Consider the following 14356-nt stretch of genomic DNA (forward strand, 5'->3'; position numbering starts at 1 on the left):
TCCTCTCCTTTTTCTATAACTGTTGGACCGTGATTCTAAAAGCCGTTCCGCAAATAATGGAAGGTTGTTTCCAGATACTCTTCAAAAGGAGTGTCCCCTTCCCCGTCTGCGCCGGATTGCCCCGGCAGCAGCACATTCAAAGTGCCGTCGACCACGGGCAGCATGGCCCCGTATACCGCACCTATAAGAAGATGGATATACACTTCCGGATAACGGCCGGGAGTCAATTCCCACAACGACTCCTGGGCATCCGCCAGAAGGCTGCGGAAGACGCTGAGGATATAGGGCTCCAGCGTAGAATGCTTCTTGGAGAGGGCTACCACTTCCCGCATTTTCAGCAGAAGGCTGGCGGTAAACTGGGTTCTCATCGTCTCGTACAGCATATCCAGAAGGGGAGTTTCCTTGGGCATGCTGGCCAAGAGCTGTTCGGCTTCGTCGTGCTGGCTTCCGGCAAGGGAGATGGCGGCTGTGGCCACTGCTTCTTCTTTGCAGGAGAAATAGTTGGCGAAGGTCCGCCTGGAGTATCCGGCCCGCTGCACCACATCGTCCACCACAAATCCGTCCAGTCCCCGCTCCACCGCAAGCTCGAACGCCGCATTGGCCAGGGCATAAGCAGTCGCTTCTTTCTTCAAGTCACGCAAGCTGGTTTTGTTCAAATGTAAGATTCACCGCCTTTCCGCAAGAGGATTCTGTTCTCTACGTAAGCCTAGCATATTATTGCCCAATGTGCAATAATGCACTTTGTGCAAATATGCCCGATGTGCAAAAAAAGTCCGGCACAACAGGAAGTTTTTTTCAGAATAAAGATGGGCGGAGGAAGTGAATCTAAGGGAAGAACCCAAATCTGATTTGGAAGAAGGAGTATCCCTTATGAGGAAATCTGCGCGAATAAGCGCCATAATCTGTTTGGCTGCCGCCTTGGCCGTCACCTCGGCATGTGCGGGCGTGGGCAGCCGGCATTCCGCCGACCGTGACCGGGCCGTTTCCCCCCAAGCCGAGAATTCCCCTTATTCAAGCGGGTCATGGGCATCCGACAACATGTCCATCCTAAGCGGATCGCCGGGGCCTGTCGGTTTGCCGGCAGTTCCCGGCGAAGCCTCGCTTCCCCTGAAGGTTGCCGACGGGGAGGAATATGTGGAGGTGGAGCAGCTGATCCGTTTGGCCGGCTTCAGGTTCAAATGGGACGATAACCGGCAAACGCTGAAGTTTGGCGATAACGATGCCGCGTTTGAGCTGAAGCTGGATTCTGTGGATGCTCGCAAGGAGGATGACCAGCTGCGGCTCAAAAACCCGCCCCGGATGATTGACGGCGTTCCCTGCATTCCCGTATCCGCGGTGTCGGATTTGCTGACGGATGAGCTGGTATTTGCCAAGGAAGGCCAGTCCTTGATGCTGAAGCCGTCCCCGGAGCAGCTTCCGCTGAAGGTGGATGAGGATGCGCCGTTGCCGGAAGGCAGCGCCCTGGATTTCGGCGATGACCCGGAGGACCCCTACAAGCAGGCGGCTGCGGATATGTCCGCTGCGGCGCTGCCTGCCGACGACGGACTGGAGGCTGCGGTCCCTGCGGCGGTCCTCAAGGATATCAACATTCCCGCCTTGATTGCCAGAGCCCGGACTTATTTGGGTGTCCGTTATGAATTCGGAGCTGAACCATACCCGAAATCCGGTACCTTTGACTGCTCCACCTATACCGCCTATCTGTTTGATAAATACGGAATTGCTCTGCCGCGGACAGCCCGGGCCCAGGCGAAGCTTGGCAATACAGTCAGCCGCAGCAGCCTGCGGGTGGGAGATTTGCTCTATTTCTATGTGCCGGGCCGTTTCCAGACCAACAAGACAGTTGGCCATGTGGGCATTTATATAGGGAACCGGAACATGATTCATGCTTCCCCCGAGCCCAAGGACGGGGTTCAGATCACCAGCATCGACAAGGCCTACTGGAAAAGAACCTTTCTGCTCGCCAAACGGATTGCGAAGTAACGGATTCAAAAAAGACTGCTGTTTCCTCTCCTTCCGCGGAGGGGAACAGCAGTCTTTTTGCGCCTTTCATCAGGTAACCGGTTTCAAATCCGCGGCCCTTAAGCCAGAACCTTCAGGATAGACAGCTCGGGATGTTTGCTTAAATCCACAAACTCATTGTCGATGCGGATCAGCGGGCGGAAAAAGTCGGTGTAATTGGTCAGCACAATAGTGCCGCGCCTGCCATCGAACAGCTCAACGGTTTTGCCCAGGAGGTTAGGCACCAGATTCCGGATGAAGACCTGGGTAATGGTGGGGTCAAGGCTCGAAAAGCTGAGCCGGTTCAGCTCCTTCAGCACAAACAGCAGATCCCGTTCCTTCTGGTAAACCCGCGAGGTAATCATGGCGCTGTAAATATCGGTGACGGCCAAGATTCTGCCGATGACGGAAATTTCCTCCCCCTTAAGGCCTAGGGGATAGCCGCTGCCGTCCATTCGTTCGTGGTGCTGCATGGCGCCCAGCATAATCGGGGAATCGTCGGGATAGGTCTTCCGCAGAATGTCCGCTCCGTATTCCACATGCTTCTTCACCGCGCTGTATTCCTCATCCGTCAGCTTTGAGGGCTTCCTTAGGATCGCGGGATCAATCCTGCTCATGCCGATATCATGGACGAACCCCGCTTTTCCCGCATCCAGGGCGAAGCTTTCCGGATAACCCAGCCAGCGGGCCAAATAATAGGCAAGCATCCCTACTTGAACGCTGTGGTTAAAGGTGTAATCATCGCTGTTCTCCAGGGAAAGCAGCAGGGACACGAGATTTTTCTCTTTGTGAAAGCTTTCGGCCAACGGCTCGAAGCTGGCATCCACAATATCCTGTTCAATGCGCCCTTCCTCCAGCGCCTGGCTGAACAGAATGTCCAAGCCGGCCAAGCTGGCATCATAGGAAATCTGGACGGAAGGGTAGGAGATGATCGTCGGCAGGGTGACACCGGCGGGGGCCGCATCCGGAGAGCGCTCAATCTCGATGTATTCAATATTGTGAGCCAGAAGCCGCGCGATGGAATCGCTCCCCAAACGAGCGTCCGCCGATAAAACATGGAGACCGTAAGAATTAAACACATCCTGAATCAATTTGTCTCCAGGAAGAAGATCCATAATATGGATTCTCATTAATATGTCACCCCATGGCGAAAATCATCACATTTTTGTGTAACATTATAGTAGCAAGGGATGCATATTTTGGCAATACTAAATGTTCCAATTTTTCACAGATGCCCTTACATGCCAACGTATCTGCTATAAAAGGATTTGGCCGCCGCCAGGTCCGCCGTTCCTTGGACCATCGCTCTTCCGTCGGGGAAAAGCACCAGGGTCAGGCCGTTGTCCGCTCTGTATTTCAGCAAAAACGCATTGCGCTCGGTGGAGCCGGAGCGCCTGAGCGCCAGCTCCAGCTCCTCCAGGTCCAGCTGCCGGGGGCGAACCGGGACAATCTGCACAGCGTTGCGGCCGCATAGCGATTGGAGGGTTTCCCCTTCCAGCTCCGCTGTCAAATAATCAAACTGCCCCTGGCCGCAGCAGGGGCATTCCTCCCGGCGGGCGCCCGACATGTCCATGCCTCCCTGGAAATTATGCCACAGGTCGAAGTGCAGCATCCCCTTGTTCAGCGCCTCCCGGTTGCCGCTTAAGAGCTTCAGCGCTTCCGCGGCTTGGCAGGAGGCCACAACATGGATGATGGGCCCCAGCACTCCCGCCGTATCGCAGGTTTCCATAGCGCCCTGGTCCGGCGGCTGCTGGAACAGGCAGCGGAAGCAGGGGGTGGCTCCCGGAAGAATTGTCATCATGACGCCGCGGGCGCTTACCGCTCCGCCGTAAATCCAGGGAATGCCATGCTTCACGCAGACATCGTTAATCAGGAAGCGGACCGCGAAGTTGTCGCTGCCGTCCAGCACCAGGTCCACACCCGTCAGCAATTCCTCCGCATTGGACGGGTTTAAGTCCGTCACATGAGGCTCAATCTCAACCAGGCTGTTGATCCTGCCCAGCCGCTCTGCGGCCGCCGCGGCTTTGGGCCGGGAAGCTGCGGCATCGGCCTCCTCATAAAGCATCTGCCGCTGCAGATTGCTCTCCTCTACAAAATCCCGGTCAATCAGGCGGAGATAGCCAATGCCGGCCCGCACCATGTGGTTGGCCAGCACCGTTCCCAACGCCCCCATGCCGACGATGGCCACCCGGGAATGCATCAGCTTCCGCTGGCCGGATTCGCCCAAGGGGCCAAAGAGCACCTGCCGGGAATAACGGCCCGGCACCGTTCCGGGAGAAACCGGCTTTTCGGTTGCGCTCATCGGGATCGCTCCTCTCCGCCGTCGGCCAGGATAAGGGGATTCCATCCGCCGCCGGAACGGCCCGGGATGCGGGTTCCGGATGCGGCTTGCGGCTGCGCCTGGGGATGGCTCCATTGTCCCGCTTCTTTTTTCCATATGGGCACAATCTGCTTCAACCGTTCGATGGCATAACGGCTGGCTTCGTAGCAGGCATCCCGGTGGGGAGCCGAAACGGCGATTACCACGCTGGCTTCTCCCGCTTCCACCAGCCCCAGCCGGTGGGAAATGGCGCACAGGGCCCCGGGCCAGCGCGCCGCCACCTCGTCGCCGATCTGCCGGAGCGTGGCCAAGGCCATAGGGGCATAGGCTTCATACTCCAAGGCTTCCGTATGCAGGTCCCCGGTATATTCCCGGACGGTTCCCGTAAAAGCAAGGTTGGCGCCGCAGTTGGGATGGGCTGTTTTGGCGGCGATGCGCTCCGGCTCCAAGGGCTGCCGGGTCAGCTCGAACCTCTCTCCGCTGTCCGGTTCCTGTTCGGACCAGGCCGGGGAGCCGCCGGAGACGGGAGGGATCAGAGCCAGCTCATCCCCTTCGCGGATTTCGTCCTCCGGCTGTGCGTAAGCGTGGTTCCTGGCAAGAAAGGAAACGGATATGGAGGAGGCCGCATGGGGATATTCCCTGGCAAGGAGCTGCTTCAGGCCGCCGGCGGTAAGACGGTCCTCCCCGGTGGTAACGGTAACGGCGCTTCCTCCCATTTTGTCCGCCAATCCGGCGAATATCTGGATAGTCAGTTGCATGATGCACCTCCTGATAATGGAACGCAGGGTCCGGGATTTGATCAACAGGCATGGACTCTGCTATTGTTAGCATAAGCTATAGAATTGTACATCCCTTCAATAGAAGCGCGGTTTATGGCACTCCGGCAATTCCCCACCCGCGCCAAAGGACGCCGAGGGATGTTTATCCTCGTAACTATATCATAATTTGCAGGGTAATCGAAGTATTTCACAAGAAGGCTGGTTGATGAACCGATGAAAAAACCGGAGAAGGTTGTGCTGCTGCATACCAACGATATTCACAGCTCCTTCCAGGTTATGCCGCGGGTTGCGGGGGCGATTGCCCGCCTTCGCGCAAGCCATTCGTCCGTTCCCGTGATTGTGGCGGACTGCGGCGATCACATGGACAGGATGAGCACCATCACCGAGGCCGGGGCAGGCTCTGCCCATGTGGAGGTGCTGGAGGCGTCAGGCTATGATGCGGTCACCCTGGGCAACAACGAGGGGCTGACCTTCACCAAGGCAAGGCTTCAGCAGCTGTTTGGAGGGGGAACGGCCTTCTCTGTGGTGGCGGCCAATTTGCGGGAACGGGAAACCGGCCGGGCGCCGGAGTGGATGAAGCCGGGAGTGATGTGGGAGAAGGACGGCCTGCGCATCGGGATTACGGGGGCCACAGCGCAATATCCGATTTTTTACCGGCTGTTGGGCTGGCATGTGGATGAGCCGATGGAGGCGGTGCGGGAGGCGGTGCGTCATCTTCGGGAGATGGGGGCCCATGCGGTTGTGGTCCTGTCCCACCTGGGCCTGCGCAACGACAAGCGGTTGGCGGAGGAGGTGGAGGGCATCGATGTGATCCTTGGCGGCCATACCCACCATGTGCTGGAGGAGCCGCTTTTCCATGGGCGAACCTGTCTCTGCGCCGCCGGGTCCATGGGCCGGTATGTGGGAGAGGTGGAGCTTTCCTTTGATCCCGATACCGGATACCTGCTGGGGGTGGAGGGCCGGCTTCATGAAACCGCCCGGGAGCAAGGGGACCCGGCGGTGAAGCGGCTTGTGGAACAACGGGCCCGGGAAGCGGCGGAGGTTATGCAGGAGCGGATCGCCGTGCTGGATGAAGGCCTGGCTGTGGACTGGGAACGGGATTCCGCCCTGGGCAATCTGCTGGCTGCCGGCATCCGCAAGGAGACGGGGGCGGAGCTGGCCTTGATCAATTCCGGCCAGCTGCTGACCAGCCTCCTGCCGGGGCCTGTTACCCGGGAGACGCTGCTAGAGCTCTGCCCGTCACCCGTAAATCCCTGCATCACCACCCTTACCGGGCAGGAACTGCGGCAGGCGCTGGAGGAGTCGCTGCTTGCGGAATTTGTGGAGCTGCCCCTGTACGGGAACGGCTTCCGCGGCAAACGGCTGGGCGGGCTGTGCGTGGACGGCCTGGAGGTGTATTGGAATCCCGGCCAGGAGCCCTATATGAAGATCAGCGCCATACTGCATAAGGGGGAACCGCTTCTTCCCGACCGGGAGTACCGGGTGGCCACAGGCGATATGTTCACCTTCGGCACCGGGTACCTGAGCCTGAAGGGGAGAGACGCCCAATACTTTCTCCCGGATTTCCTGCGGCATGTGCTGGAGAAGGAGCTCAATGACCGGGAGGCGCTGCGGCTGTGCCGGACAGCCAGATTTCACTTGTCCCCGTAAGGCTCGTCCTATACAATAAAAACGATGTATTTACACGCGCAAAACATTTCTTTCGGGAGGTTCCAATGAGTCTTTGGATTGCAATCATTATTGGGATTATTGAAGGGTTGACGGAATTTCTTCCCGTCTCCTCCACAGGGCATATGATCATAGCCGGCCACGCCATGAATTTCACCGGCGCCAAGGCGGACAGCTTCGAGGTTATCATCCAGTTGGGGGCAATCCTGGCCATTGCGGTGCTGTATTGGAAGAAGGTGCTCCGCCTTTTCGGCATCCGGGACAAAAGCGCCAAGCAGGCGCAGGGGCCGCAGATGAACCTGCTCCATATTGCCATCGGCATCGTTCCGGCGCTGGGGCTGGCCTATATTTTCAGAGATTACATCAAGCTGCTTTTTATGCCGGAAACGGTGATTATCAGTCTGGTGGTAGGCGGCATCTTCATGATTGTGGCGGAGAAATTCCAGCCTGAGATTACCGCGGACACCATGGACCAGATTACATACAAGCAAGCCTTCTTCATCGGCATCTCGCAAATTCTGTCCCTGTGGCCGGGCTTTTCCCGCTCCGGCTCCACCATTGCGGGAGGGATGCTGGCAGGCGCCAGCCGCGCCGCGGCGGCGGATTTCACCTTTATTATGGCCCTGCCCATTATGACGGCGGCCTGCGGCTACGAGCTGCTCAAAAGCTATTCCCAGATGACCATGGATGACGCCCTGTTTTTTGCGGTGGGGTTTGTGGTATCTTTTCTCGTGGCGCTTCTGGCCGTGGCTGCCTTCATTAAGCTGGTGGGCCGTCTGAAGCTGACGGTATTCTCCTATTACCGGTTTGTGCTGGCTGCGGTAGTATTTCTTTATTTCATTTTTTAGAGTGATTGTAAACCGCCTCTGATTTGATATTACTGAAGGAACGAGGACATCACGATGCGCTTATTGCCGATCACCGTATGCAAGCCGGGGATGAAGCTTGGCAGGAATATTTACAATGAGGAAGGGCTGATTCTGCTGGCGGAGCATATGGAGCTGACCGATTCCATCATCAGCCGCCTGTCCATGCATGGAATTGACTTCCTGTACATTGATGATCCCAGAACAGATGATATCGCCATCCCCGAGCTGTTGACCGATGAAACCAGGCAAGCCGCCACCAGGGTGATCCGTTCCCACTTCCGAAGACTGATGGATGATTCCAGCCGCAAGAAGCCGGCCCGGGTGGGCGCCTTAAGCAAGGACTTCCGCCAGATTTTGAATATGATCATCGATGATCTGAGCCATCAGCAGAACGCGATGATTATGCTCACAGTGATGCAGATTACCGACCACTACCTCTTCCAGCATTCCATAAATGTCTGCATTTACGCCACCCTGCTGGGGATGGCCCACGGCTATAACCGGGACCAGCTGCAGACCATGGGTCTGGGCGCCCTCCTGCATGATATCGGCAAGACCAAGATTGATATGGGCATTCTCAAAAAGCCCGGCGAGCTGTCGGACGAGGAATTCGGGAGCATGAAGCAGCATACGGTTCTGGGCTTTCAGATGCTGAAGGATGAGCCCAATATTCCTCTTCTGGCGGCCCACTGCGCCCTGCAGCATCATGAGCGGCTGGACGGCAGCGGTTATCCCCGCTCTCTTAAGGGCCACGAGATTCTGGAATATGCCAAGTGGATCGGCCTGGTGGACGCTTATGACGCCATGACCACCCATCGTGTATACCGCAACGCCATGCTCCCCCATCAGGTTATGGAAATTCTGTATACCGAGGCGGGAATCAAGTTTGATCTGGACAAGGTGGAGCTGTTCCGCGACAAGGTGGCGATTTATCCCTTGGGGGTTTCCGTGATGCTCAACAGCGGAGAGTCCGGGGTTGTGGTGGATCTGAACGCCTCATACCCCCAGCGTCCGGTGATCCGCATCCTCAAGAATGAAGGCGGCGAGGAGCTTGCAGTTCCATATGAAGTGGATTTGTCCAAAAAACTGACTCTGATGATCCAGTCTGTCAATGAGCCCGAAGCCTTCTGACAGACGGGAAAATAGAAGCCGGCAGGCCCTAAGCTTGCCGGCTTTGCTGTATTTGGGGTTCCATTTAGAATCATTATTGGGTAAAATACATGATAGAGTCGGTATAAGGGGAGAGTATAATGATTGAGCTTGACCGGAACGCAGCGGCGCCGGATATTTGCCCTGACCATGACCCGTGGGACCCCATTCACAGTCTGACGCGCTACGGCAGGCACACGCTGACCAGCGTGGAGGTAACCGTCTCGCATTTGTGCAATATGCGGTGCGAGCATTGCGCTGTGGGAGACAGCCTGGTGATGAAGGAAGGGGAGATGCTGCCGCTTGACCGTCTTTTGCACCGGTTGGAGGAGGTCGGCCGCCTTGCGACCATCAGCATCACCGGAGGGGAACCGACTTTTAGGAGGGAAACGGTGCGGAATGTCATCCTTCCGCTTCTGCGCTACGCCAGACAGCGGGGACTCCGTTCCCAGCTTAACTCCAACATTACCATGGACCTGGAGCGGTATGAGGAGCTTGCGCCTTATCTCGACGTGCTTCATATTTCCCATAATTATACGGGGGCGGAGGATTTCCGGGAGATCGGCTTTGCCCGGTCGGCAAATCCTGCCGGCAACGGCTCGGCAGCAAGGCTGTACGAGCAGATGATGAACAATGCCCGGGCTTTGGCGCGGGGAGGGCTGTTTGTTTCCGCCGAAAGCATGATCAACTATCGTACCCATGAGAAGCTGCCGGAGATTCACCGGCTGATTGTGGAGATGGGCTGCAGGCGGCATGAGGTGCATCCCATGTATCCCAGCGCATTTGCCCGGCACCTGCCGGTTCTGGGGCTGGAGGAGCTCCGGCAGGCGGTTCACCGGCTGCTGGACGCAAGGGACCCGTCCGTGTGGATGCTGTTCGGCACGCTGCCCTTCTTCGCCTGCAACGAAAACGGCGAGGACCGGAAGCTGCTGGAGCGGCTGAAGGCCGCCCCCAAGGTAACGGTCCGCAATGACCCGGACGGCCGGAACCGTCTGAATGTCAGCTTGTTTAATGGAAACGTCCATGTGACGGATTTCGCCGATTTCCCGCCGTTGGGCAATATCGGGCAGGACCGTCTGGAGGAGGTGTTCGACCGCTGGCTGGACCATCCCCTCTCCCGCACGGTAAGCTGCCATTGTCCCGCCGTTTCCTGCTGCGGGCCCAATCTTCTGGTGAAGGATACCTATTACAAAGATGAGGATTTCACCGGCCGCGAAGCGCCGGAGGAAGCCTCCGGAACTCTTTGATGGACAGATCGCATTGAAGCTGCAGAGACGGAATTTCCGTCCGCCTGCGGCTTTTTTTTGCGGCGGTGAGGACCGGGGGGAGACGGAAGAAGGAGCGGTTGGCCGGAAGAATTGTATGGTGCGGTATGTGCAGCGGCGATGTTCCACGGATAGTTGGCGTATAGTCCCCCCCATTGATGATCGCGGATAGTTGGCGTATAGTCCCCCCCATTGATGGTCGCGGACAGAGGGTACGCTATTTTCCTCATTTGACCTTTTTCTCGATTTTCGCGGACAGACAATCCGTTATTCCCCTCCAGAAGCATGGAGAACCCCTGTTTTTTCACATTTAACGAATCCTGTGTCCGCTCCGAAGAAAAAAGGGCGGATTTTTGCGAAATAACGGAATCAGGGTCCGCCGTCAAATGAGCAGCACAGCACCGTTGGGCGCTTATCCTCGCACATATACATGGCAATAATTCTGTTTTACACAATTTACTTGGATTTTAATAATAATTCGATGAAATTCGCTAAAAATTGAGCTATAATAACTATTATCTATAGTTTAAATGGCCTGGAGCAGGCGGTGAGGAGAGCCAAGATGAATTTTGCGGGGAAATTGACTTCTGCAGTAGTGGCCGTATTGCTTTTTGTAGGTGCCGCCATCGCTTTCATCGGGTACAGCGTTGCTTATGACCAAGTGAAGGAAGCAGTCGGGATCGAGCTTGTCGGCTGTGCCAATATTACCACCGGACTGGTGGACCCCGCCGCCGTCGAGAAGCTGGCCAAGGGCGATGCCAGCGGTCTGGCCGATATTGAAACCCGCCTGAATTGGACAGTGGACCATAAGGCCATTTTCAAGGAAGCCTTCTTGCTGGATGTGAACGGCAAGGTGCTGGCCGTGGATAAACGGATGAAAGACCACAGCATGGAAGCAGGCATGCAGTATTATATGGATGACGCCGTGAAGGCGGCCTTCCGGAGTGGGGATCACACCCACCACCAAAATATTTATTCGGATGTGTACGAGTTTGGCGGCGAAAAGCTGATGACCGGGTACGGTCCCATTTTTAAGGATCATGATCCCAACAAGGAAATCGTGGCTCTTATGGCCATTAATTTCGACGCCTCCATTATCCATGAGCGGACGATGGATACCATTGTGGCACCTATCATCACGGGTGTGATTGCCCTGCTGGTGGGCGTTGTCCTGATCTATCTGGTTATCCGCCGTATGGTTCGTCCGGTGGTGAGGCTGTCCGCCCACGTGAACCGGATTGCCAAGGGGGATTTGACCGTCGAGCCTTTGGACTACACCAGCAAGGACGAGGTCGGCGTTCTGGTGAATGACATGAACGGCATGAGCCTCAATTTGCGCAAGCTTATCCAGGAGGTCAATCAAACCTCTGTGCTGGTGGCCGCTTCCTCCCAGGAGCTGACGGCCAGCGCCGAGCAGACAGGCAAAGCCAGCGAGCAGATTGCGCTGGTATCCCAGGATCTGGCCGCAGGGGCGGACCGCCAGCTGAAGAGTCTGGAGGAGACTTCGGAGATTATTAACCGGATGTCCGAGGCTGTCCAGCGGATTTCCATGAATGCCAATGATGTGACGGCATCGGCGGCGGATACGGCCTTCAAGGCGGAGTCCGGCCTTCATTCCGCCATTACTGCGGAAGAGCAGATGAACGCCATCAGCCAGAGCATGGATGAGCTGTCGCAGACGGTGGAGGTGCTGGGCGAGCATTCCAAGGAGATCGGGTCTATTGTGGAGGTCATTACGGATATTGCCGGACAGACCAATCTGCTGTCGTTGAATGCGGCGATTGAAGCGGCCCGGGCGGGAGAGCAGGGGAGAGGCTTTGCCGTTGTGGCCGATTCCATCCGCAAGCTGGCGGAGCAGTCCAGCCGGTCGGCCCAACAGATTACGGGGCTGGTCAGCCAGATTCTCATGCAGATGGACAAGGTAGCCTATACGGTGAACAACACTGCCAAGGAGGTAGGCGAAGGGGCCGGCCTGGTCCATTCCGCAGGCGATGCCTTCGGCACCATCCGGGCTTCGGCCGCCGAAACGGCGGAGCGGATTGAGCAGGTCTCCCAATCGGTAGCCCATATTTCCGACGGCTCTGTCCGGTTGGTGGAATCGGTGAAGCTGCTGCTGACGGTGGCGGACACCACTGCCGAAGGCACCCACAACGCCTCCGCCGCCTCCGAGGAACAGCTGGCGACCATGGAGGAGATTACGGCCTCCGCCAATTATTTGTCCAAGCTGGCCGAAGAGCTGCAGATTCTCATCGATCAGTTCAAGGTGTAACCAAGTTGAACAAGCCATCCCGTCGGGGATGGCTTGTTTGTGCGCTGCAGGAGGGACGACGGACAAGGAACCGGGAGGTCAGAAGATTTTTTGGGCCTCGCGCTCCGCCTTAAGAATTTCCACGGCCTCCCGGAAGCGCAGGGAATGCACGATTTCCCGTTCCCTCAAATATTTCAGGCTGTCCTGGAGATCCACATCATCCGTCAGGTCGATGAGCCATTGGTAGGTGGCCCGGGCTTTTTCCTCAGCGGCAATATCCTCGTAGAGGTCGGCGATGGGATCGCCTTTGGCCGCTATGTAGGCGGCCGTCCATGGCACGCCGGAGGCATTCTGGTAGAACAGGGCTTTGTCATGGTTGGCATAATGATCCCCCAGCCCGGCCACCTTCAGCTGCTCGGGGCTGCAGTCTTTCGTGAGCTTGTAGACCATTGTGGCGATCATTTCCAGGTGTGCCAGTTCTTCTGTGGAGATATCGTTCAGCAGCCCGATAATTTTATTGGGTACGGTGTAGCGCTGGTTCATGTAGCGCAGGGCGGCGGCCAATTCGCCGTCGGCCCCGCCGTATTGCTCAATCAGAAATTTGGCCATAGTCGGATCACATTTGCTGACCCGCACCGGATATTGCAGCTTCTTCTCGTATACCCACATGGGAAGCTATTCCTCCTTCTCGAATCGGCTGGATTAAACCTGCCAAGGCCAGGGGACGTCGTTCCACTGCCATGGGCTGCGGCTGTAGCTATGCCCAAAATTCATCAGCGGTCCGTATTTCAACTCGAATTGCCCGGCCAGCAGTTGCCGCTTTTGCGCCGTTTGGTTAAACTGTTGAAGAGCCAGATTATCCATCGGATGGGTATCCAGATACAAATTCAGCTCCACCAGCACGAAATCGATCTCCTGCAATTCCTTGAGCATGCAGTAAAAATCCTCAGGCAGTTGATTGTGCATGAGTGAAAAGCACCTCCTTTTCCTTCTTACTTGACGGGGGGACCGGGATAAGGCCCGTACAGGGCTGGCCACAGGGTGCCGGCTCGCAGTGCTTCGCAAGGGGTAAATTGGGGCAGATTCATGGGCTGGAATGGAATGAACAACTGCGGAGGCGTGTTGTACGTTTTGACGCAGATGGGCGGACAGGGATCAAACGGGCTTACATACGGCTGATACATTCTGAACTGGCAGGCAGGGCTGATCGGCAAAGCCGCATTCACAAGGCAACTCCTCCTTACGCTAAAATAAAATCACAGTTTACCACGCTTATCTATATGTAGCACCATGGCAAAACCTGTTAACCGAATTCGCCTGGGCCAAGCCAAAATTTTTGTGAAGGAAGGCGGTTTATTATGTCAAACTCCATCGGCCCCAAGCCGTGCAATGATTCCCGTTCCGTACAATCCAGCTATGTGATGCCGCCGGATACCAATAATCATCAGACCCTCTACGGCGGCAAGCTGATGACCTACATTGACAATGTGGCGGCGCGGGCGGCCATGCGCCATGCCCGCAGGCCCATCGTGACGGCATCCACAGATTCCATTGATTTCCTGCATCCCATCCGGGTGGGGCACGAGGTATGCCTGGAGGCCTTTGTCACCTGGACCCACAAAACATCCATGGAGGTATTCGTCAAGGTGATCGGCGAGGATCTGCTTACCGGAGAAAGGAAGGTGTGCGCCACTTCCTTTTTGACCTTCGTGGCCCTGGGGGACGACGGTCGGCCTACAGAGGTGGGGAAGGTGATCCCCGAAACGCCTGAGGAGATCCAGCTTCACGACTCTGCCCCGGCGCGGGCATCGGCCCGCAAGGAGCGGCGCCAGGAAAGCAAGCGGCTGGCCCAGGTGTTCGGGACCCGGCGTCCCTGGGATAGCGCAGCTTCTGCCGCGGCGAAGCAGCAAGTGCCTCCTCCATCCGAATGATCAACATGACACCCTGAAGCGGTTGCCGGAGGGTGTCTATTTTTTTGTAGTCCATCCATTTAGTTAGAAAATTAAGTAAGAAATAGGGAATTTTCTGGTGGGAATTGCAAATAATACAGATAAAAACCC

14 protein-coding genes are annotated in these 14356 nt (G+C 56.7%); 7 read left to right on the forward strand and 7 right to left on the reverse strand.

All coding sequences use genetic code 11. From position 1 onward, the window contains the following. Window positions 1–35: 35 nt before the first annotated feature. Window positions 36–656 carry a TetR/AcrR family transcriptional regulator gene (locus DQG13_RS01480; protein WP_113017581.1) on the reverse strand — a complete coding sequence of 207 codons (621 nt, stop codon included), beginning with the start codon at window positions 654–656 and terminating at the stop codon, window positions 36–38. Window positions 657–870: 214 nt separating this feature from the next. On the opposite strand from DQG13_RS01480, the gene DQG13_RS01485 reads away from it, so the two are divergent. Further along, complete coding sequence (locus tag DQG13_RS01485; protein WP_113017582.1) at window positions 871–1980, forward strand: C40 family peptidase; 1110 nt, start codon at window positions 871–873, stop codon at window positions 1978–1980. Between the two features lie 98 nt (window positions 1981–2078). Here DQG13_RS01485 and DQG13_RS01490 read toward each other — a convergent pair whose 3' ends face one another. The 3 genes from DQG13_RS01490 to DQG13_RS01500 all read right to left on the reverse strand — a co-directional run bounded on the left by DQG13_RS01490 (window position 2079) and on the right by DQG13_RS01500 (window position 5076). Continuing rightward, entirely contained in the window at window positions 2079–3128 is a 1050-nt protein-coding gene (locus DQG13_RS01490; protein WP_113017583.1) for an HD-GYP domain-containing protein, read from the reverse strand. Between the two features lie 107 nt (window positions 3129–3235). Then, the gene (locus DQG13_RS01495; protein WP_113017584.1) at window positions 3236–4300 is read right to left on the reverse strand and encodes a ThiF family adenylyltransferase; all 1065 of its coding nucleotides are present in this window, start codon (window positions 4298–4300) and stop codon (window positions 3236–3238) included. Next, the gene (locus DQG13_RS01500; protein WP_113017585.1) at window positions 4297–5076 is read right to left on the reverse strand and encodes a molybdenum cofactor biosynthesis protein; all 780 of its coding nucleotides are present in this window, start codon (window positions 5074–5076) and stop codon (window positions 4297–4299) included. The genes DQG13_RS01495 and DQG13_RS01500 overlap by 4 nt, the downstream gene beginning before the upstream one ends. Window positions 5077–5310: 234 nt before the next feature. Between DQG13_RS01500 and DQG13_RS01505 the strand changes: the two genes are divergently transcribed. From DQG13_RS01505 to DQG13_RS01525, 5 genes are all read left to right on the forward strand, one after another. Beyond that, window positions 5311–6747 carry a bifunctional metallophosphatase/5'-nucleotidase gene (locus DQG13_RS01505; protein ID WP_113017586.1) on the forward strand — a complete coding sequence of 479 codons (1437 nt, stop codon included), beginning with the start codon at window positions 5311–5313 and terminating at the stop codon, window positions 6745–6747. Between the two features lie 65 nt (window positions 6748–6812). After that, window positions 6813–7613 (forward strand): undecaprenyl-diphosphate phosphatase, encoded by an 801-nt coding sequence (locus tag DQG13_RS01510; protein WP_113017587.1) that lies wholly within the window; start codon window positions 6813–6815, stop codon window positions 7611–7613. A gap of 54 nt (window positions 7614–7667) precedes the next feature. Further along, window positions 7668–8765, forward strand: coding sequence for an HD-GYP domain-containing protein (locus tag DQG13_RS01515; protein WP_113017588.1), 1098 nt, complete (start codon window positions 7668–7670; stop codon window positions 8763–8765). Window positions 8766–8884: 119 nt separating this feature from the next. Beyond that, entirely contained in the window at window positions 8885–10030 is a 1146-nt protein-coding gene (gene yfkAB, locus DQG13_RS01520) for a radical SAM/CxCxxxxC motif protein YfkAB (protein WP_113017589.1), read from the forward strand. A 580-nt stretch (window positions 10031–10610) separates the two neighbouring features. Continuing rightward, window positions 10611–12317, forward strand: a complete 1707-nt coding sequence (locus tag DQG13_RS01525; RefSeq protein WP_113017590.1) for a methyl-accepting chemotaxis protein — start codon at window positions 10611–10613, stop codon at window positions 12315–12317. Window positions 12318–12395: 78 nt separating this feature from the next. On the opposite strand, the gene DQG13_RS01530 is transcribed toward DQG13_RS01525, so the two are convergent. From DQG13_RS01530 to DQG13_RS01540, 3 genes are read right to left on the reverse strand one after another with little or no spacing between them, the layout of a single operon-like run. Then, a complete protein-coding gene (locus tag DQG13_RS01530; protein ID WP_113017591.1) occupies window positions 12396–12965 on the reverse strand; it encodes a manganese catalase family protein in 570 nt (189 codons plus the stop codon). Between the two features lie 33 nt (window positions 12966–12998). Next, entirely contained in the window at window positions 12999–13262 is a 264-nt protein-coding gene (locus DQG13_RS01535; RefSeq protein WP_113017592.1) for a spore coat protein CotJB, read from the reverse strand. 26 nt (window positions 13263–13288) lie between these two features. After that, window positions 13289–13480, reverse strand: coding sequence for a spore coat associated protein CotJA (locus DQG13_RS01540; protein WP_113017718.1), 192 nt, complete (start codon window positions 13478–13480; stop codon window positions 13289–13291). Between the two features lie 174 nt (window positions 13481–13654). Between DQG13_RS01540 and DQG13_RS01545 the strand changes: the two genes are divergently transcribed. Further along, entirely contained in the window at window positions 13655–14227 is a 573-nt protein-coding gene (locus tag DQG13_RS01545; RefSeq protein WP_113017593.1) for an acyl-CoA thioesterase, read from the forward strand. Window positions 14228–14356: the final 129 nt, after the last annotated feature.

The organism is Paenibacillus sp. YN15 (assembly GCF_003285005.1).
In the GTDB taxonomy this organism is placed as follows: domain Bacteria; phylum Bacillota; class Bacilli; order Paenibacillales; family NBRC-103111; genus Paenibacillus_AR.

Bases quoted from the DNA above. Each gene is read 5' to 3' on its own strand.
- DQG13_RS01545 (WP_113017593.1), top strand. From the start codon at position 13,655: ATGTCAAACTCCATCGGCCCCAAGCCGTGCAATGATTCCCGTTCCGTA.
- DQG13_RS01505 (WP_113017586.1), top strand. From the start codon at position 5,311: ATGAAAAAACCGGAGAAGGTTGTGCTGCTGCATACCAACGATATTCAC.
- DQG13_RS01540 (WP_113017718.1), bottom strand. From the start codon at position 13,480: ATGTATCAGCCGTATGTAAGCCCGTTTGATCCCTGTCCGCCCATCTGC.
- yfkAB (WP_113017589.1), top strand. From the start codon at position 8,885: ATGATTGAGCTTGACCGGAACGCAGCGGCGCCGGATATTTGCCCTGAC.
- DQG13_RS01535 (WP_113017592.1), bottom strand. From the start codon at position 13,262: ATGCACAATCAACTGCCTGAGGATTTTTACTGCATGCTCAAGGAATTG.
- DQG13_RS01515 (WP_113017588.1), top strand. From the start codon at position 7,668: ATGCGCTTATTGCCGATCACCGTATGCAAGCCGGGGATGAAGCTTGGC.
- DQG13_RS01485 (WP_113017582.1), top strand. From the start codon at position 871: ATGAGGAAATCTGCGCGAATAAGCGCCATAATCTGTTTGGCTGCCGCC.
- DQG13_RS01510 (WP_113017587.1), top strand. From the start codon at position 6,813: ATGAGTCTTTGGATTGCAATCATTATTGGGATTATTGAAGGGTTGACG.
- DQG13_RS01500 (WP_113017585.1), bottom strand. From the start codon at position 5,076: ATGCAACTGACTATCCAGATATTCGCCGGATTGGCGGACAAAATGGGA.
- DQG13_RS01495 (WP_113017584.1), bottom strand. From the start codon at position 4,300: ATGAGCGCAACCGAAAAGCCGGTTTCTCCCGGAACGGTGCCGGGCCGT.
- DQG13_RS01530 (WP_113017591.1), bottom strand. From the start codon at position 12,965: ATGTGGGTATACGAGAAGAAGCTGCAATATCCGGTGCGGGTCAGCAAA.
- DQG13_RS01490 (WP_113017583.1), bottom strand. From the start codon at position 3,128: ATGAGAATCCATATTATGGATCTTCTTCCTGGAGACAAATTGATTCAG.
- DQG13_RS01525 (WP_113017590.1), top strand. From the start codon at position 10,611: ATGAATTTTGCGGGGAAATTGACTTCTGCAGTAGTGGCCGTATTGCTT.